At 46.8% G+C, this 16,965-nt stretch carries 13 protein-coding genes, 2 tRNA genes, 2 rRNA genes and 1 other RNA gene; all 18 read left to right on the forward strand.

Features of this window, described 5'->3' with window-relative positions; translation table 11 throughout:
* Nucleotides 1-155 precede the first annotated feature (155 nt).
* The 18 genes from fdrA to EI981_RS00700 all read left to right on the forward strand — a co-directional run bounded on the left by fdrA (nucleotide 156) and on the right by EI981_RS00700 (nucleotide 16,907).
* Nucleotides 156-1,907, forward strand: coding sequence for an acyl-CoA synthetase FdrA (fdrA, locus tag EI981_RS00615; protein WP_126994537.1), 1,752 nt, complete (start codon nucleotides 156-158; stop codon nucleotides 1,905-1,907).
* Nucleotides 1,908-1,933: 26 nt separating this feature from the next.
* Nucleotides 1,934-3,193 (forward strand): YlbE family protein, encoded by a 1,260-nt coding sequence (locus EI981_RS00620; RefSeq protein WP_126994539.1) that lies wholly within the window; start codon nucleotides 1,934-1,936, stop codon nucleotides 3,191-3,193.
* A gap of 47 nt (nucleotides 3,194-3,240) precedes the next feature.
* Nucleotides 3,241-4,095 carry an oxamate carbamoyltransferase subunit AllH family protein gene (locus EI981_RS00625; protein WP_162616043.1) on the forward strand — a complete coding sequence of 285 codons (855 nt, stop codon included), beginning with the start codon at nucleotides 3,241-3,243 and terminating at the stop codon, nucleotides 4,093-4,095.
* Between the two features lie 276 nt (nucleotides 4,096-4,371).
* Nucleotides 4,372-5,340 (forward strand): carbamate kinase, encoded by a 969-nt coding sequence (gene arcC / locus EI981_RS00630; RefSeq protein ID WP_126994543.1) that lies wholly within the window; start codon nucleotides 4,372-4,374, stop codon nucleotides 5,338-5,340.
* Between the two features lie 13 nt (nucleotides 5,341-5,353).
* Complete coding sequence (locus EI981_RS00635) at nucleotides 5,354-6,721, forward strand: citrate transporter (RefSeq protein ID WP_126994545.1); 1,368 nt, start codon at nucleotides 5,354-5,356, stop codon at nucleotides 6,719-6,721.
* Between the two features lie 57 nt (nucleotides 6,722-6,778).
* Nucleotides 6,779-8,002, forward strand: a complete 1,224-nt coding sequence (locus EI981_RS00640) for an amidohydrolase family protein (protein WP_126994547.1) — start codon at nucleotides 6,779-6,781, stop codon at nucleotides 8,000-8,002.
* Nucleotides 8,003-8,150: 148 nt separating this feature from the next.
* Nucleotides 8,151-9,614 carry a sensor histidine kinase gene (locus EI981_RS00645; RefSeq protein ID WP_126994549.1) on the forward strand — a complete coding sequence of 488 codons (1,464 nt, stop codon included), beginning with the start codon at nucleotides 8,151-8,153 and terminating at the stop codon, nucleotides 9,612-9,614.
* Nucleotides 9,615-9,623: 9 nt separating this feature from the next.
* Nucleotides 9,624-10,373, forward strand: a complete 750-nt coding sequence (locus tag EI981_RS00650; RefSeq protein ID WP_126994551.1) for a response regulator transcription factor — start codon at nucleotides 9,624-9,626, stop codon at nucleotides 10,371-10,373.
* A gap of 96 nt (nucleotides 10,374-10,469) precedes the next feature.
* An RNA gene (ffs, locus tag EI981_RS00655) (signal recognition particle sRNA large type) lies at nucleotides 10,470-10,737 on the forward strand.
* A 376-nt stretch (nucleotides 10,738-11,113) separates the two neighbouring features.
* Complete coding sequence (gene dnaX / locus EI981_RS00660; protein ID WP_126994553.1) at nucleotides 11,114-12,865, forward strand: DNA polymerase III subunit gamma/tau; 1,752 nt, start codon at nucleotides 11,114-11,116, stop codon at nucleotides 12,863-12,865.
* Nucleotides 12,866-12,929: 64 nt separating this feature from the next.
* A complete protein-coding gene (locus tag EI981_RS00665; protein WP_126994555.1) occupies nucleotides 12,930-13,241 on the forward strand; it encodes a YbaB/EbfC family nucleoid-associated protein in 312 nt (103 codons plus the stop codon).
* A gap of 25 nt (nucleotides 13,242-13,266) precedes the next feature.
* Entirely contained in the window at nucleotides 13,267-13,866 is a 600-nt protein-coding gene (recR, locus tag EI981_RS00670) for a recombination mediator RecR (RefSeq protein ID WP_068778097.1), read from the forward strand.
* Between the two features lie 136 nt (nucleotides 13,867-14,002).
* On the forward strand, nucleotides 14,003-14,284 hold the full coding sequence (locus EI981_RS00675) for a DUF2508 family protein (RefSeq protein ID WP_126994557.1): 282 nt from the start codon (nucleotides 14,003-14,005) through the stop codon (nucleotides 14,282-14,284).
* Nucleotides 14,285-14,364: 80 nt separating this feature from the next.
* Nucleotides 14,365-14,628, forward strand: coding sequence for a pro-sigmaK processing inhibitor BofA family protein (locus EI981_RS00680; protein WP_126994559.1), 264 nt, complete (start codon nucleotides 14,365-14,367; stop codon nucleotides 14,626-14,628).
* 277 nt (nucleotides 14,629-14,905) lie between these two features.
* Nucleotides 14,906-16,457 (forward strand): 16S ribosomal RNA (locus EI981_RS00685).
* A 102-nt stretch (nucleotides 16,458-16,559) separates the two neighbouring features.
* Nucleotides 16,560-16,676: ribosomal RNA gene (gene rrf, locus EI981_RS00690) — 5S ribosomal RNA — on the forward strand.
* 34 nt (nucleotides 16,677-16,710) lie between these two features.
* Nucleotides 16,711-16,787 (forward strand) — tRNA-Ile (locus EI981_RS00695).
* Between the two features lie 44 nt (nucleotides 16,788-16,831).
* Nucleotides 16,832-16,907: transfer RNA gene (locus tag EI981_RS00700), tRNA-Ala, on the forward strand.
* Nucleotides 16,908-16,965 lie beyond the last annotated feature (58 nt).

A 16,965-nucleotide genomic window follows, 5' to 3' on the forward strand; every position in this document is an offset into this window, starting at 1 on the left:
AAATATATCAATATTTTCCTGATATTGATAGTTTCAGAGGGATGACAGCGGTTTATCTATTTTTAATGTACTGCTCTTAGAATTTATGCGATTGTTATGGCCCTACAGGTACAATGAATTTGTAATTGCTAACTACATGATTAGGAGGGATTGGCTTGCTGCACATTATCATTAAGCCAAACTTATATCAAGATTCCGTAAGTCTGATGCTTATGTCCAATAAGCTGTCTGGTATTGAAGGTGTAAATCAGGTTTCTGTTATGATGGGAACCCCGGCTAACATTGACATTATGAAAAATACGGGGATGTACGCGCCTGAGCTCGACAAGGCCGCACCTAGTGATCTATGCATTGCCATCGATGCTGAAAATGGAGAGATTGTCAGCACCGTTCTTGAAGAAGTAGAGCAATTTTTGAAGAATCAAGCAACTGCATCTGCTAGTAATAAAGTAGAAAAAGTTAGAACATGGGATCGTGCCGTGAAGGCTATGCCGGATGCTAATCTGGCCGTAATTTCGATTCCGGGTAAATATGCTGCTGAAGAAGCGATGAGCGCGCTAGAAAACGGGCTCCATGTCTTCATGTTCAGCGACAATGTAGCGATTGAAGATGAGAAGCGTGTTAAAGATTTTGCGAAGGAAAAGGGCCTGATTGTAATGGGACCAGATTGTGGTACCGCTGTTATTAGCGGAGTACCTATCGCCTTCTCCAATGTTGTAAATAAAGGCAATATCGGTGTGGTTGGTGCTTCTGGTACAGGAATTCAAGAAGTAATTACGCTGATTGACAAGATGGGTGCGGGTATCAGCCATGCGCTTGGAACTGGTGGACGCGACCTGTCTGAGGAGATTGAAGCGACTACGATGTTGGATGGAATCCGTGCTCTTGCTAACAACGCAGATACAGAAGTAGTGGTTGTTATTTCTAAACCACCAGCACCGAAAGTACGCGAACAAGTAGTAGCATTGTTGGCGAATATCGGTAAGCCAGTTGTAGCTATCTTTATGGGCGAGAAGCCTGAATCGTATTTGCCGACCATTAAATTTGCTCATACGCTTGAAGAAGCAGCGATTATGGCGGTTGAATTGGCAAAAGGGTCCAAGCTGGAAGTAGCGCCTGAAGCTGCATTGCCTGCAGATCTTGGACTGGCATCAGGTCAGACGAAAATCCGTGGTCTGTATACGGGCGGTACGCTTGCTTATGAAGCAGCTACGATCATGAAGGAATCCCTTCATGCGGCCAAGGACAATAAACATGATGAAGGATATTTGCTGCAATATGATGGTCATGAAGTCATTGACCTTGGTGATGATATGTATACGCAAGGCCGTCCTCACCCCATGATCGATGGAACTACTCGCTTCCAATTCATTGAGAAGGTGGCTAAGCAATCCGATGTTGCGGTTATTCTGTTTGATCTTGTGTTGGGTTATGGCTCGCATGAAGATATGGCTACTCCTCTATCCAAAGTTGTGAAGAGAGCAATCGCAGAAGCGGCGAACGAAGGCCGTAAGTTGTATTTTGTAGGCTCTATTTGCGGAACGAAGAACGATCCTCAGGGATATGATACGCAATTGAAGCTGATGCAAGAAGCTGGCGCAATTATTACAGACAGCAACTTCAGTGCTGTACGTACTGCACTTCATATTATTGGTCATGAAGTTCAAGTGGGCTCAAGAGAGCTTCCGGTTCAAGAGGCAGATCTGCCTAACGTAACTGTTGCTGCACCATCCGAAGAGTTGAAGCAATTGCTCGATTCCAAGCCTCGTGTTATCAATATTGGTCTGAGCAGCTTCGCTGACAATCTGGAGACAGAAGGCAGCCGCGTTGTCCAGTTCGATTGGAGACCGGTAGCTGGCGGCAACGAGAAGTTGAGAAAGATATTGAGCATCCTCAATAAAATGTAAGAAAAATAAAACATGGGGTGATGAGAATGTATTCAACCATTGATGAGGCCAATCAAGCGGTCATTGAGAAAATTAAAAATTCACAACCATTCCTATTGGACGTTGTTCCAGCGAAATCGGTCATTCCTGAACTGAACGGGAAAGTTTTGCTTCATGCAGGCCCGCCAATGAAGTGGGATAATATGACAGATCCAATGAAAGGATCATGTGTCGGCGCTGTCTTGTTTGAAGGCTGGGCTGCTGATGAGACCGAGGCACGGAAAATGTTGGAGGGCGGAGAAGTCCAATTCATTCCTTGCCATCATGTATCTGCTGTAGGGCCGATGGGTGGAATCACGTCTGCCAATATGCCTGTATTGGTTGTTGAGAACAAAGAGCATGGCAACCGTGCTTACTGCACGATGAACGAGGGTATTGGTAAAGTGCTTCGTTTTGGCGCTTATAGCGAAGAAGTTATCAACCGTTTGAACTGGATGAGAGACGTACTCGCTCCAACGTTGTCCAAGGTTCTGAAATTGATGGATGGCGGATTGAACGTGAACGTTATTATTGGTAAGGCAATTACAATGGGCGACGAATTCCACCAACGTAATATTGCTGCATCGCTTGTATTCCTCAAAGAAGTCGCTCCTTACCTGACGATCGTTGATTTGGATGAGAAGACGAAGCATGATGTTATGAAGTTCCTTGCTGATACCGACCAGTTCTTCTTGAACATTATGATGGCTTCGGCAAAAGCGGCTATGGATGCTTCTCGTACAATCGAATACGGTACGATCGTGACCGCAATGACACGTAATGGTCATGAATTCGGTATCCGTGTGGCAGGACTTGGCGACCAATGGTTTACAGCTCCTGTTAATACACCGGAAGGTCTATTCTTTACTGGCTATACTCAAGATGATGCGAACCCAGATATGGGTGACTCCGCAATCACTGAGACATTTGGTGTCGGTGCTATGGCGATGGTAGCAGCTCCTGGGGTAACCCGTTTTGTTGGTGCAGGCGGATTTGATGATGCGCTGGCAATCAGCAATGAGATGAGCGAAATTTGTATTGCTTACAATTCCAACTATGCTATTCCTACATGGAACTTCCAAGGCACTTGTCTGGGAATCGACATCCGCAAAGTCGTAGAGACAGGAATTACACCGATCATTAATACCGGTATTGCGCATAAACAAGCAGGCGTAGGCCAGGTTGGCGCAGGTACGGTTCGTGTTCCGTTCGGTTGTTTCGAGAAGGCGTTGATCGCCTATGCGGAGAAAATGGGAATTGAAGTTTAATGCTCTATCCAGCTACGTTCATATCTAGAGGGCGGTATAGCGCATCTATGTTTTTTCTGAGCCAGACGAGGAGCTTTGGAGTTGTTCAGAGCATATTTACCAATGGACTTAATATAGCCTTCGGTAAAAATCTTGTCTTTGTAGGAACGGAATATGGCAATGGAGTACCATTCGGCATCCACATCGAGTCGTATTTATATGATCGTCTGCTTGCTGAGACATTCATCGGCGAGGAGGTTGTGTGGAACCGCGAGAAGCAGCAGCTCTCATTTACGAACTGCAATGTTCACATTCACATCTCATTGATGGATTCCTTCGATTGTTCTTTGAAGCTGCGGGCACAACCGGACCTTCGGTTATCTGAATGGGCTCCGAAGATGCGTGATTTAGCCACAAGCATGAACAAAGAGCTGGGACTAGGTTTGACCTTAAATGATGCGTTGGCATTGCTTGAGACCCGGGAGGCAAATTCGGACCTGGAGCGCCGTTTATTAACTTTATCACAGGCCATCAAAGAACCGGGTCATGAGATGAATATCGACTTGATCAAATATTTTATCGGTCGGGGGCAAGGGTTGACGCCAAGCGGCGACGACTTCCTCGTTGGTATTATGGCGATCGAGCGAATACTCGGCAAGGCAGACTCCGGGGTATCCTGGGCGATAAGCAGAATTATGGGGAAGCTACCTAGCTTAACGACACAGGTTAGTGCCAACTATTATTACAGCGCATGCGACGGCTATTTCAGCACAGTAATTCTGGATTTACTTGCCGCGCTGCTGAATGAACCGGATTATGATTTCGAAGAATGTGCAACGGCTTTATTAGATGTAGGCAGTAGTTCTGGGATGGATACGTATTTCGGACTTTCATTTGCCATCATGTCATGTGGATTGTTATAGATTTGTAATGCAGCTAAGGGGCGGGTTACGGGAGAGAGTCGTTCAGCTACGAGTTCAGAATTCTCATAACTCGCCCTAAATATTGTTTCTGTGCTCCCTTCATTCACACTAAGGGAAAGCGACCGTTTATAACAACTTTTGTTATGTTTATTTTATTTTTTTGAAGCTGAATTGCCGATTATTTTAATGAACTTTTGATTAGATTTAAGGGATTTTCGTACGTATGATTAAGGTATAGATAGCTATCTTATTTAGTTTCAATATGGAGAGGTTATTATGAGTAAAATGCTTATTGCAATTGGTGGAAACGCCATCATCCAAGAGGGTCAAAAAGGCACTATTGCCGAGCAGAAAGTGAATATATTAACAAGTTGTGAACCCATTGTTGATATGATCGCACAAGGACATCAAGTTGTTGTCACACATGGCAATGGACCGCAAGTAGGTAATTCATTAGTTAAGGCGAAAATGTCCGCCGATGTTATTCCAATGTTTCCTCTCGACGTATATGGGGCTGAATCGCAAGGGAATTTAGGTTATTTAATTCAGCAAACGATTACAAATATGCTGGCTAGACGCGGATTGGACAAGAAGGCTGTATCGTTGGTAACGCAAGTGCAAGTTGATGCGGACGATCCAGCATTCAATCATCCAACCAAGCCAATCGGTCCTTTCTATACGAAGGAAAGTTTGGATAAGGCTTTTGCTGAGGCAGGAGCTTTCCCTTATGTTGAGGACAGCGGCCGGGGTTACAGACATGTTGTTCCATCACCGATTCCTTCCAAGATTGTTGAGAAGGAAGCCATTGAAGCACTGCTATCCCAAGACTTGACGGTTATTACTGTGGGCGGGGGCGGAATCCCTGTCGTAGAGGAGAACGGACAGCTTAAAGGTGTGGAAGCGGTTGTGGATAAGGACTTTGCCAGCGCTTTGCTTGCTGCAGAGATCGGAGCTGATTATTTGTTCATTCTGACTGGTGTTGCTCAAGTTGCAGTTAACTTCGGTAAGCCGGACCAGAAGAACCTAGATCGTATTACGCTGGATGAGGCTATTGGCTACCTAAATGAGGGTCAGTTCCCGAAAGGTAGCATGGGTCCTAAGATCGAAGCGGCGATTCTATTCTTGAAGAATGGCGGCAAGAATGTCATCATTACTTCAATTGATAAATTGCAAGATGCACTGGAAGGCAAATCAGGTACTTGGTTAGTTCCAAATGCAGATTCAATGAATCACAAACTCGCATAGAAAGGTGCATACCATGAAGACGAAAAAATACTTTTTAACGTCAATATTTACTTTGGCAATGTTCTTGCTCATGCTACCTATGCAAGCCTTCGCAGCAGATTCTATTGGTGCTGATGTACCGACTCCTACCGGATGGTACGCGCTATTAACGATTCTGCCCCTGATTGTCATTCTGGTCCTGCTGTTCATGAAGGTTGATATGATTGCAGCTGGTCTGGTCGGTGGCGTGATGGCTATGATCATCGGCGGCATATCTTTGACTGAGGCCAATCAGGCCTTCCTGGATTCGATTCCAGGTATGCTCTCGATTACCGTACCGATCATTAACTCCGCGGTAGCGATGGCTGTGTTTAAATCAGGTGGTTATACCTCGGCCTTGACCCTGGTTCGTAGAGGGATTAAGGGACGCGTTGAAATTTTCGCTGCATTTATCGTTCTGCTGCAAGCTGCAGCGACTTATATGTCAGGTATCGGCGGCGGAAGCGCGATGGTTATCGCACCACTGGCGATGGCGGCATTGGGCGCTATTCCAGAAGTTATTGCTGCGATGTCTATCGTATCTGCAGTCAGCTTCACAACATCTCCTGCATCGCTGGAGTCTGGTATCGTCTCGAAGTTGTCCGGCATTCCAGTAGCCGACTATGTAGCTGAAATGCGTCTGTTCACTTTGGGCTTCGTTATCCTTGGTGTTGCTATTGCATTCTGGGGAGCTAAGCGCAGAAAGGCACTCTTCGTAGGTGAAGAGAGCAGCGAGTTTGCCGGAATGAACAACAAGCAATTATTCAAAATGACGATCCCAGCGATCTTCTTGCTCGGATCGGTTATTCTCGGCCCTATCATTAATAAAGCAATTCACTATAGCTTGTTTACACCGCTTGTGTATACAATGTTGACCGTGTTCTTGATTTTCCTTTGCACGAAATTCACACTTAACAAATCGCTTGAGGCGATGGTTGATGGTTCAACTTATATTTTGACACGTCTGTTCAGTGTAGGTATCTTCCTAGCGTTCATTAATATGATCGGTCAGACCGGCGCTTTTGCAGCGATCTCGAACGTAGCAAGTCAGGCTCCTACAGCTATTGTTGTTCCTGTAGCCGTACTGGCAGGTATATTGGTTGGTATTCCAGCCGGAGCATATGTTGGTTCCATTCTGACCTTGGTATTGCCGATTGCCGTAACACTCGGATTCTCGCCTATTGCCTTTGGTTTTGTAGCTATGGGTGTAGGTCTGGGAAGTCAGCTCAGCTTCGTTAACATTACCATGCAAGCTCTTTCGTCCGGGTTCCAAATTCCAATTTTGCAAGTCGTTAAAGGTAATGCGAAGTGGGTAGGACTCTCGATGGCAATCTTGTTGGTACTTTCGTTGATCTTCGGATAAGTCACAGTCGTTCGGATTTACTCAATTCATTAATTATTCAACCGGGAGGAACAAACAATGGATATCTTGATTAAGAAGGCAAGAATTGCTGAGGGTGCGGAGCTCCGTGATATTGCGATCGACAACGGGAAAATCGTTGGAATAGAAGCTAATATCGAGGCAGAAGCAGGCCGTGTTATCGAAGCGAACGGTAAGGTATTAATCCCAGGCCTAGTTGAGAGCCATCTTCATTTGGATAAAGCGCTCATCGCAGACCGTCTGCCGAACAAATCAGGTACATTGCAGGAGGCCATTCGTGTTACAGGCCAATTGAAGCCTACGTTTACGAAACAGGATATTCGCGATCGTGCCAGCAGAACATTGGACATGTTGGTTAAGAACGGTACGACTCATTTGCGGACTCATTCTGAATTCGATCCATCCCAGGGCTTCACAGGACTTGAAGTGATTCTTGAGCTCCGTGAAGAGTATAAGAACCTGATCGACATTCAAGTTGTTGCCTTCCCTCAAGAGGGAATCTTCAAAGCCCCAGGTACAGATAAAATGATGTACGAGGCTATGGAGATGGGCTGCGATATCGTTGGTGGGGTTCCATACAATGACATCTCAGCTAAAGAGCATATCGACTTTGTGTTCGAGCTTGCTAAGAAATACAATAAGCCTATCGATCTTCATCAGGACTTCAAGGATGACGCAGAAGGCACCACGATTGACTATGTTGCTGAGAAGACCATTGCTGAAGGCTTCGTAGGCAGAGTATCGGTAGGTCACTTGACCAGTATCGCCGCTATGCCTCGTGAGCAATTGCTGCCAATCATCGAGAAGATGAATGAAGCGCAAATCAGCGTTATGAGCCTTCCATGCACAGACTTGCATCTTGGAGCGCGTAATGATGCTTATAACGTTCGCCGCACAGTTACTCCTATCCGTGCACTTCGCGATGGCGGTGTAAATATGTGTATTGCGACGAATAATATTCGTAACGCATTCACACCATATGGTAACGGCGACTTGATGCTGACAGCTATGATCGCTATCCCTGTAGGCCATTTGGGTGGTGCAGATGACTTGCATACGGTTCTGCCGATGATTACTACGAATCCAGCTAAGGCTCTTGACTTGAAGGGCTATGGTATTGCTGTGGGTAATAACGCGGACCTTGTATTGCTCGACTCTGAATCAGTTACGAATGCTATCATTGATGTACCGACAAGATTATTCGTCATCAAGAGCGGTAAAGTAACGGTTGAAACGGTACGCACTGTTAAAGTCAATGCATAGTTTTTCGAAACGGATTTAATAGAATTACTCCATATTCTTCGCTGAGAATATGGAGTTTTTCCATTTCTGTTGCTCTTCACAGAATTCGGCCTGAGTTATAATATTTAATTAGAATGATATCAACAGTCTTAAGAATGGAGACCGACGAATGACTCAGAAAAAGACAGCGAGCGAAGAATTTGATACGGATGATCGATTTAATCCAAATGTGCAGATTGTTGGGAAGGAGTTCTTCTTGAAAGAATGCCTAAAGGAATTGCAGAACTTAACAAATTATCAAGTAAGTTGCTGGTTCCCGAATTATTCGATTATCGCTAGCGGTGCTGTTCATCAAGGGGAGGAGTGGGAGGATTTCCTTCGTGAACGAATCCCGAACCCGAACCCAGTTGTTCATTCGATTCAAATTCATGAGGTTGAGAATGGTAAGATCGTATTTGATGACGGGGGTAATGAGGAAGCGAAGAATGAACCGCAGGAGCGCTTAATCACTCTTGCCAACCTATTCAGCTCCTTATACCAAGCGAAGTTGAATTCGGATCTATATAGAGACTGGTTATATAAATTGGACAATTTGTTAAAGAGTATGTCAGACGGGATTGTTCTGTTGAACTTGCAGAGGAATGTGATTCATCAGAATGATGCTTTCGTTCAATTTATTAAGACATATAATGATGGTAAAATGATTATTAATGAGAACCAGCTCATTAAGATGTTCATACAGATCAACGAACTCGAGTCGGTCGATATTGAGGAATTTGCATCCCAGAATGAAGCTTCGATCCGAATCAAGGCGCAGCTTCCTGGAAAGATTCGTTACTTTGAAATTAAGAAATTCGCTGTGTATGAGAGTAGTGAGCCCTTGGGTAATGTGTATAGTATCCGGGATATTACGAAGGAATATGAGGTTGACCAGATCAAGAGCAACTTGATCTCGATCGCCAGTCATGAATTCAAGACTCCGCTGACCAATATCAGGGGAAGTGTGGAGACTCTCTTAAGAGGGGCATCCAATAAATGGGACGAGTCCTTCTCTCATGATCTGCTGCTAGGAATCCATGAGGACGTGCTTCATTTACAAGAGCTGATTGACGTCTGGATGGATGTGAAGAAGATTGAGACAGGCACCTTGCTGTTGCATCAGGATTTCTTCCCACTGTTCCAACTGATCAAGGGAACGATGAATCAACTTCCTGAGAAGGCAATGAGCCAAGGCGAGATCGTGTTTAATTATGATACGATGTCTAACTTCCCGTTATTATACGGAGATGAAGCTCGTGTAAGGCAAGTTCTGATCAATCTGATTATTAATGGACTTACTTATAATGATGCGAATGAAAAGAAGATTGTCGTCAATATTTATCATGATGATCAATTTATTTATATAGAAGTAACAGATAATGGAATCGGCATTTCTGAGAAATATCAGAAGAAAATATTTGAGCGTTTCTATAGAGCCGATATTTCAGCGGCACGAAAGAGCGGAGGGTCCGGCCTCGGTCTGTCGATCAGCGAGGGCCTGATCCGCGAGCATGGCGGCGAAATATATGTGAAGAGCCAACTAAATGAAGGAAGCACCTTTACCGTTAAACTGCCGATTATTCAAGTTCCATAGGAGGTAAAGATGAAGAATAACTATAAAATAGCAATCGTGGACGATGAACCGAAGATCGTACGATTCATTAAAGCGAATTTGCTGTCTTTTAACTATCAAGTCTGTACATTCTCCAACGGCGAGCAGTTCCTGGAGCAATTCGACTTGCATGAGCCTGACCTGGTTTTACTTGATGTGATGATGCCCGATATGGATGGCTTTACGGTATTGAAGCAGCTCCGCAAATTTAGCAAGGTCCCGGTAATCTTCCTGACGGCGCGCAGCGCATCCGACGATATGCTTCAAGCCTTCGATCTGGAGGCTGATGATTATTTGACGAAGCCGTTCTCTCTGGACGAGCTGTTCGCCAGAGTGAAGGCTGTGTTGCGGAGAACAAAGGTGAATTATGAGCTCGGACGTGAGGAGAGCCGGATTACAACCTTTAATCTCGAGATCAACATCGCCCAGAAGCGCGTCTATGTCAAAGGGAATGAAGTGAAGCTGACGAATATTGAATATTTGATTCTGGAGCTTCTAGGGATGCACATGGACAAGATTATTAGTCATGAGCAGATATTGACGACCGTATGGGGACCGGACTATAGTAACGAAATTGAGTATCTGAGAGTAGCGGTGGCTCGGGTCCGCAAGAAGCTGAAGCAGGCTGGCTGTGATCACTATCTGGAAGTGATTAAGACCTACTCGGGTATAGGTTATTCACTGATATCCAGTAAGGGTGATTATGAATCGGAGAACAAGCCAGCTAGCGAAGAGAACTAACTATTAGAAGAGTAGATTTGCTGCCAGAATTGGTTGGGCAGCCAAGTTTTTCTCCTAGGTTGCAATTTGGATAGGCATGAGATATACTTAATTTCACCGTGCTAGATGGGGAGGTAGCGGTGCCCTGTAACTCGCAATCCGCTATAGCGAGGTTGAATTCCTGTTAGAGGTCTTGTCGATGTGAGGTCCGGTCTTTATGGCAGACGTTGACGGATGGGTCCTCCGCAATGAGTAACTGTGAATCTGGTCAGGTCCGGAAGGAAGCAGCCATAAGCAGTCCCACTCATGTGCCGGAGGAGTGCCTGTCCCGAGTTGAGCCATAAGGGTGCCGCTCGGATCGCAATGATCAATAACAGGTGCACGGCTACATATTGAATAAGAGTACATCTTTGTCTTGGGACAGAGATGTTTTTTTATGGGGATGTGGCTACTCTGGTAGATACCTCTTCTTAGATAGCTGATGGGTAACATATAGTGCGTGTTCAAAAAGTCCGGTTTTCAGCACCGAGAAGGTTGAATGAAGCTAGGGACTGAGGAGCGGAGCGTAGGCAAAACCTACGTGAGCACCGGAAGGCCCGGCTGAATTCAAGATTCGATGTCGAATAAGCTCTCAGTGTTACTTCGTGATCAAAAGCGGACTTTTTGAACAACCTCTTGTAGAAGTTTTTCTGTTCACGTGAGTATAGTATAATAAGAGGGCGGCGACTGAGCCGCCCTAGGGATAGAAAGAAGGTGCCGCAATGGAGCATATTGCGTTGTACCGTGCTTGGCGGCCGCAGTCGTTTCAAGACATGGTAGGACAACAGCATATTATCCGTACACTGCAGAATGCGATTCGTGAGCAGCGCCTATCGCATGCTTATTTATTTAGCGGACCGCGCGGGACGGGGAAGACGACAACTGCCAAGGTCCTGGCCAAAGCAGTTAACTGCGAGAAGGGTCCTGCAGCAGAGCCTTGCAATGAGTGCGAAGCATGCCGGAGGATTACTGCAGGCGCTGTGATGGATGTGCTTGAAATTGACGCCGCTTCCAACCGGGGGGTCGAAGAAATCCGCGATCTTCGGGAGAAGGTGAAGTACGCCCCTACGGAAGTGCGGCAAAAGGTTTATATTATCGATGAAGTTCATATGTTAACAACTGAAGCTTTTAATGCGCTACTCAAGACGCTTGAGGAGCCGCCTCCACACGTGATGTTCATTCTGGCTACAACTGAGCCGCACCGGCTTCCGGCGACGGTAATCTCGCGCTGTCAGCGCTTTGACTTCCGTCGTGTCTCATTGGAAGAGCAGGCTGGTCGTCTGAAGATGATATGCGAGCAAGAAGGGATCACCGCCGAAGAAGATGCTATTCAGTATATTTGCAGGTTGTCTGATGGGGGAATGCGGGATGCCCTCAGCATTCTGGATCAGATCGCTTCATTTACGGATGGACATGTCTCTTACGAGCAAGTGATGAGCTTAACCGGTGGGATTCCGTCCAAGCAGTTCGCTCAGCTGGCTCAGACCCTAATTGAAGGTGATGTCGGCAGCATGATGCAGATCATTGAACAGCTCATGCAGGAAGGCAAGAGCGCCGATAAGTGCATGGAGAACTTGATGTATTATTTCCGCGATCTGCTGATGATCAAGACCGTCCCTCAGGCGGACAAGCTGACCGAGCGTGTACTTGATCCAGAGGATTACAGGGAGATGGCGCATGCTTTCTCACGGCCTCAATTGTTCCGGATTATTGAGACGTTGAATCACTATCAGACGGAGATGAAGTATTCTCAGCAGCCGCAGATGCTGTTCGAAGTCGCTTTATTGAAGCTCTGTAGTATTCCGCAGCAGGAATCTGCGTCGGGAGAGGGTGCGGGAAGCGCTGCTCACGTAGCCGAGGCTTCGGAGATTAAGCAGCTCAAGCAGCAGTTGGTCGAGCTGGAGAAGAAGCTTGAGAAGGCGCTGCAGGGTGGTCTGGCAGCGGCTGGTGGAGGTGGAGCACAGGCTTCTAGCCAAGCAAGCTCAGCCCGATCATCCAGAGGTGCATCGCCACGCGTCTCCTCGGCGGCCAAAATACCGTCCGGCATGGATCGGTACGTCGCTCAGAAAGACGATTCGGATACCGCCAAGGTTCAGAGCAAATGGCACCAGGTGCTGCAGGCCGTTAAAGATGAGAAGGTGACGATTCACGCCTGGTTCATGAATGGGGAGCCTGTCTCTGTACTGGAGGATGCTATTCTGGTTGCTTTCAAGAATGAGATTCACCGGGAGACAACAGAGAAGCCAGCCCATAAAGGTGTTATCGAGCAGGTACTTGAACGCCAATTCGGTAAGCCATACCGTCTGGTAACTATGATGCTTAAGGACTGGAGTGAAGCGATTCAGAGTGGGACGGCTGCTCCGGCGCAGCCTCTGGAGCTTGAGCATGAGGAAGAGCAGGGCGGGAGCAAGGAACCTTGGGTCGATGAGGCTCTAGAAATGTTTGGAGAAGATCTCGTCGTGATTAAAGAGTAACTTTTTGGTATGATTAACAACACATAAATAAATCACTTATTGAATTGAAGGAGATGTGTCTTACGTGAACAATATGAACCAAATGATGAAGCAAGTGAAGAAAATGCAAGAGCAAATGCTGAAGGCACAAGAGGAACTTGCCACTAAGACAGTGGATGGTAGTGCAGGTGGCGGCGTTGTAACTGTAGAAGTGAATGGACATAAGAAGGTGTTGTCCGTCAACATCAAGCCAGAAGCGGTTGATCCGGATGATGTGGAAATGCTGCAGGATCTTATCCTTGCTGCGGTAAATGATGCTCTTGGCAAAGCCGAAGAACTCGCTAACCAGGATATGGGCAAATTTACAGGCGGAATGAAAATTCCAGGTCTATTTTAATCCAGATTGAAGGAGAACACTCCCATTGTATTATCCCGAACCGATCGCGAAGCTGATCGATGCTTTTACACATTTGCCAGGTATCGGCCCTAAGACCGCAGCTAGGCTGGCTTTTCATGTGCTACGCATGGAAGAAGATGACGTCATAGATTTCGCCAAAGCCCTCGTCAGCGTGAAGAGAAATCTTCATTACTGTTCCGTCTGCTGCAATATTACGGATACGGACCCGTGTCGGATCTGTCAGGATAAGACTCGCGATCCTTCTGTGATCTGCGTTGTTCAGGAATCGAAGGATCTGGTAGCGATGGAGAGAACGAAGGAATTTGACGGCTACTATCATGTGCTTCAAGGGGCGATATCCCCTATGGAAGGTCTTGGCCCGGATGATATCCGTCTGAAGGAACTGCTAACTCGTCTAAGTGATGAACGGGTCAAGGAACTGATCCTTGCTACTAATCCGAATATTGAAGGCGAAGCCACAGCTATGTATATTTCGCGGCTGGTGAAGCCTTTCGATATTCGGGTTACACGGATTGCCCATGGACTGCCGGTTGGCGGTGACCTTGAGTATGCGGATGAGGTAACACTGTCCAAGGCACTTGAGGGTCGGAGAGAACTCAGTTGATTTATACCTTTTGTGGAGAACCTTAATCCAGAAGAATAACCTCTTCTTTTGGATTAAGGTTCTTTGTTTTTTTGGTTCTAAGTTTGTCCCTCGCCCGATACACATGGAATAAACCGGAATGAGGGGGTTAACGGCCATGAGACATAAGATTGCTGAGAGCAAGGAGCTATTGTCCGTAACATTGGAGCCGGGTCAGGAGGAAGAGTATAAGAGGATGCTCTACCATGAGGTCAATAAGGCTCGTAAGGAGTGGGAGTGGGCCTATATGGCATTTCAGGAGGCGGTAGGTCAGGATAATATTGATGTGGCCATTTATACACTGGAGGCCGCGGAGAGAAGGTATCAAATTGAACTTAAACGGGCCAAACAGGCTAATGTAAGATGGGATGCCTTCCAATATGGTTCCTATTTTGAGTAAGGTGAATGTTCAAAAAGATCGGTTTTCTTATCAAAAGTGGTTTTTTGAACAACCTTTTAAGGAAAGGATGGGACGAGACGGTGAGAATTATTCTAATAGGTGTTTTAGCTGTTTCTTTGCTCTTTCTGCTGTATGTCGTCTTTTCACGTAAGCTAGGTCTAGCGTGGTTAACCCGGATGGGGCTACATATTGTCCTGGCTGCGCTAGGGATTTATATCGTGAATTTCTCCGGATTGTTGAGCGAGGCATACATCCCTCTGAACCCGATTACAATTAGTACGGCGCTTGTGCTCGGATTGCCAGGGGTAGCTCTTCTGTTAGGGTTAAAATTAACTATGATTTGACTGTTGACGAGCAATCCGTTTCTATGGTACATTATTAATCGCTTCTCTAAGAGGTCAAGCTGTTTTGATAACTTCAAAAAAACAAAGTTAAAAAAACTTCTTGACACAAACGAGGCGAACATGATATATTATAAAGGTCGCTGCTGAGAACGCAGCAGCGCTGAAAACGAAGTTGATCTTTGAAAACTGAACAACGAGTGAGCGGGTTTCACGTCAAGTGAAATCTAAGAAATAAGTCAGATTCAAAATGAGCTAATCGCTCTTTCAATGAAACACTTTATTGGAGAGTTTGATCCTGGCTCAGGACGAACGCTGGCGGCGTGCCTAATACATGCAAGTCGAGCGGACTTGATGGAGAGCTTGCTCTCCTGATGGTTAGCGGCGGACGGGTGAGTAACACGTAGGTAACCTGCCTGTAAGACTGGGATAACTAGCGGAAACGTTAGCTAATACCGGATAATTTATTTTCTCGCATGGGGAGATAATGAAAGACGGAGCAATCTGTCACTTATAGATGGACCTGCGGCGCATTAGCTAGTTGGTGGGGTAACGGCTCACCAAGGCGACGATGCGTAGCCGACCTGAGAGGGTGAACGGCCACACTGGGACTGAGACACGGCCCAGACTCCTACGGGAGGCAGCAGTAGGGAATCTTCCGCAATGGACGAAAGTCTGACGGAGCAACGCCGCGTGAGTGATGAAGGTTTTCGGATCGTAAAGCTCTGTTGCCAGGGAAGAACGTCCGGTAGAGTAACTGCTACCGGAGTGACGGTACCTGAGAAGAAAGCCCCGGCTAACTACGTGCCAGCAGCCGCGGTAATACGTAGGGGGCAAGCGTTGTCCGGAATTATTGGGCGTAAAGCGCGCGCAGGCGGCTATTTAAGTCTGGTGTTTAATCCTAAGGCTCAACCTTAGGTCGCATTGGAAACTGGGTAGCTTGAGTGCAGAAGAGGAGAGTGGAATTCCACGTGTAGCGGTGAAATGCGTAGAGATGTGGAGGAACACCAGTGGCGAAGGCGACTCTCTGGGCTGTAACTGACGCTGAGGCGCGAAAGCGTGGGGAGCAAACAGGATTAGATACCCTGGTAGTCCACGCCGTAAACGATGAATGCTAGGTGTTAGGGGTTTCGATACCCTTGGTGCCGAAGTTAACACATTAAGCATTCCGCCTGGGGAGTACGGTCGCAAGACTGAAACTCAAAGGAATTGACGGGGACCCGCACAAGCAGTGGAGTATGTGGTTTAATTCGAAGCAACGCGAAGAACCTTACCAGGTCTTGACATCTGAATGTAACACCTAGAGATAGGTGCCCTCTTCGGAGCATTCAAGACAGGTGGTGCATGGTTGTCGTCAGCTCGTGTCGTGAGATGTTGGGTTAAGTCCCGCAACGAGCGCAACCCTTGATTTTAGTTGCCAGCACTTTGGGTGGGCACTCTAGAATGACTGCCGGTGACAAACCGGAGGAAGGCGGGGATGACGTCAAATCATCATGCCCCTTATGACCTGGGCTACACACGTACTACAATGGCTGGTACAACGGGAAGCGAAGCCGCGAGGTGGAGCGAATCCTAAAAAGCCAGTCTCAGTTCGGATTGCAGGCTGCAACTCGCCTGCATGAAGTCGGAATTGCTAGTAATCGCGGATCAGCATGCCGCGGTGAATACGTTCCCGGGTCTTGTACACACCGCCCGTCACACCACGAGAGTTTACAACACCCGAAGTCGGTGAGGTAACCGCAAGGAGCCAGCCGCCGAAGGTGGGGTAGATGATTGGGGTGAAGTCGTAACAAGGTAGCCGTATCGGAAGGTGCGGCTGGATCACCTCCTTTCTATGGAGAATCGTTCTCTGCAACGAGAACATTCAAATAAGCTTCCTTAGGGAAGCGCAACGCTCACTCGTTGGTCAGTTTTGAGAGTTCAACTCTCATGCGTTTGGTGGCAATGGCGGAGGGGTTCCACACGTACCCATCCCGAACACGACCGTTAAGCCCTCTAGCGCCGATGGTACTTGGACCGAAGGGTCCTGGGAGAGTAGGACGTCGCCAAGCGCTAACCCTTCTAGGGTAAGCACAATATAGTTATGGGCCCTTAGCTCAGTTGGTTAGAGCGCACCCCTGATAAGGGTGAGGTCGGTGGTTCGAGTCCACTAGGGCCCACCATCTAAATCCCATAACTTAACTTAATGATTTTGGGAAGCCTATATGGGGGCATAGCTCAGCTGGGAGAGCGCCTGCCTTGCAAGCAGGAGGTCAGCGGTTCGATCCCGCTTGTCTCCACCATATAATCTTTACAATTGATCCTTGAAAACTGGATATACGAAACGAAATTTTGCGTTTT

This window comes from Paenibacillus lutimineralis (assembly GCF_003991425.1).
GTDB classification, from domain to species: domain Bacteria; phylum Bacillota; class Bacilli; order Paenibacillales; family Paenibacillaceae; genus Fontibacillus; species Fontibacillus lutimineralis.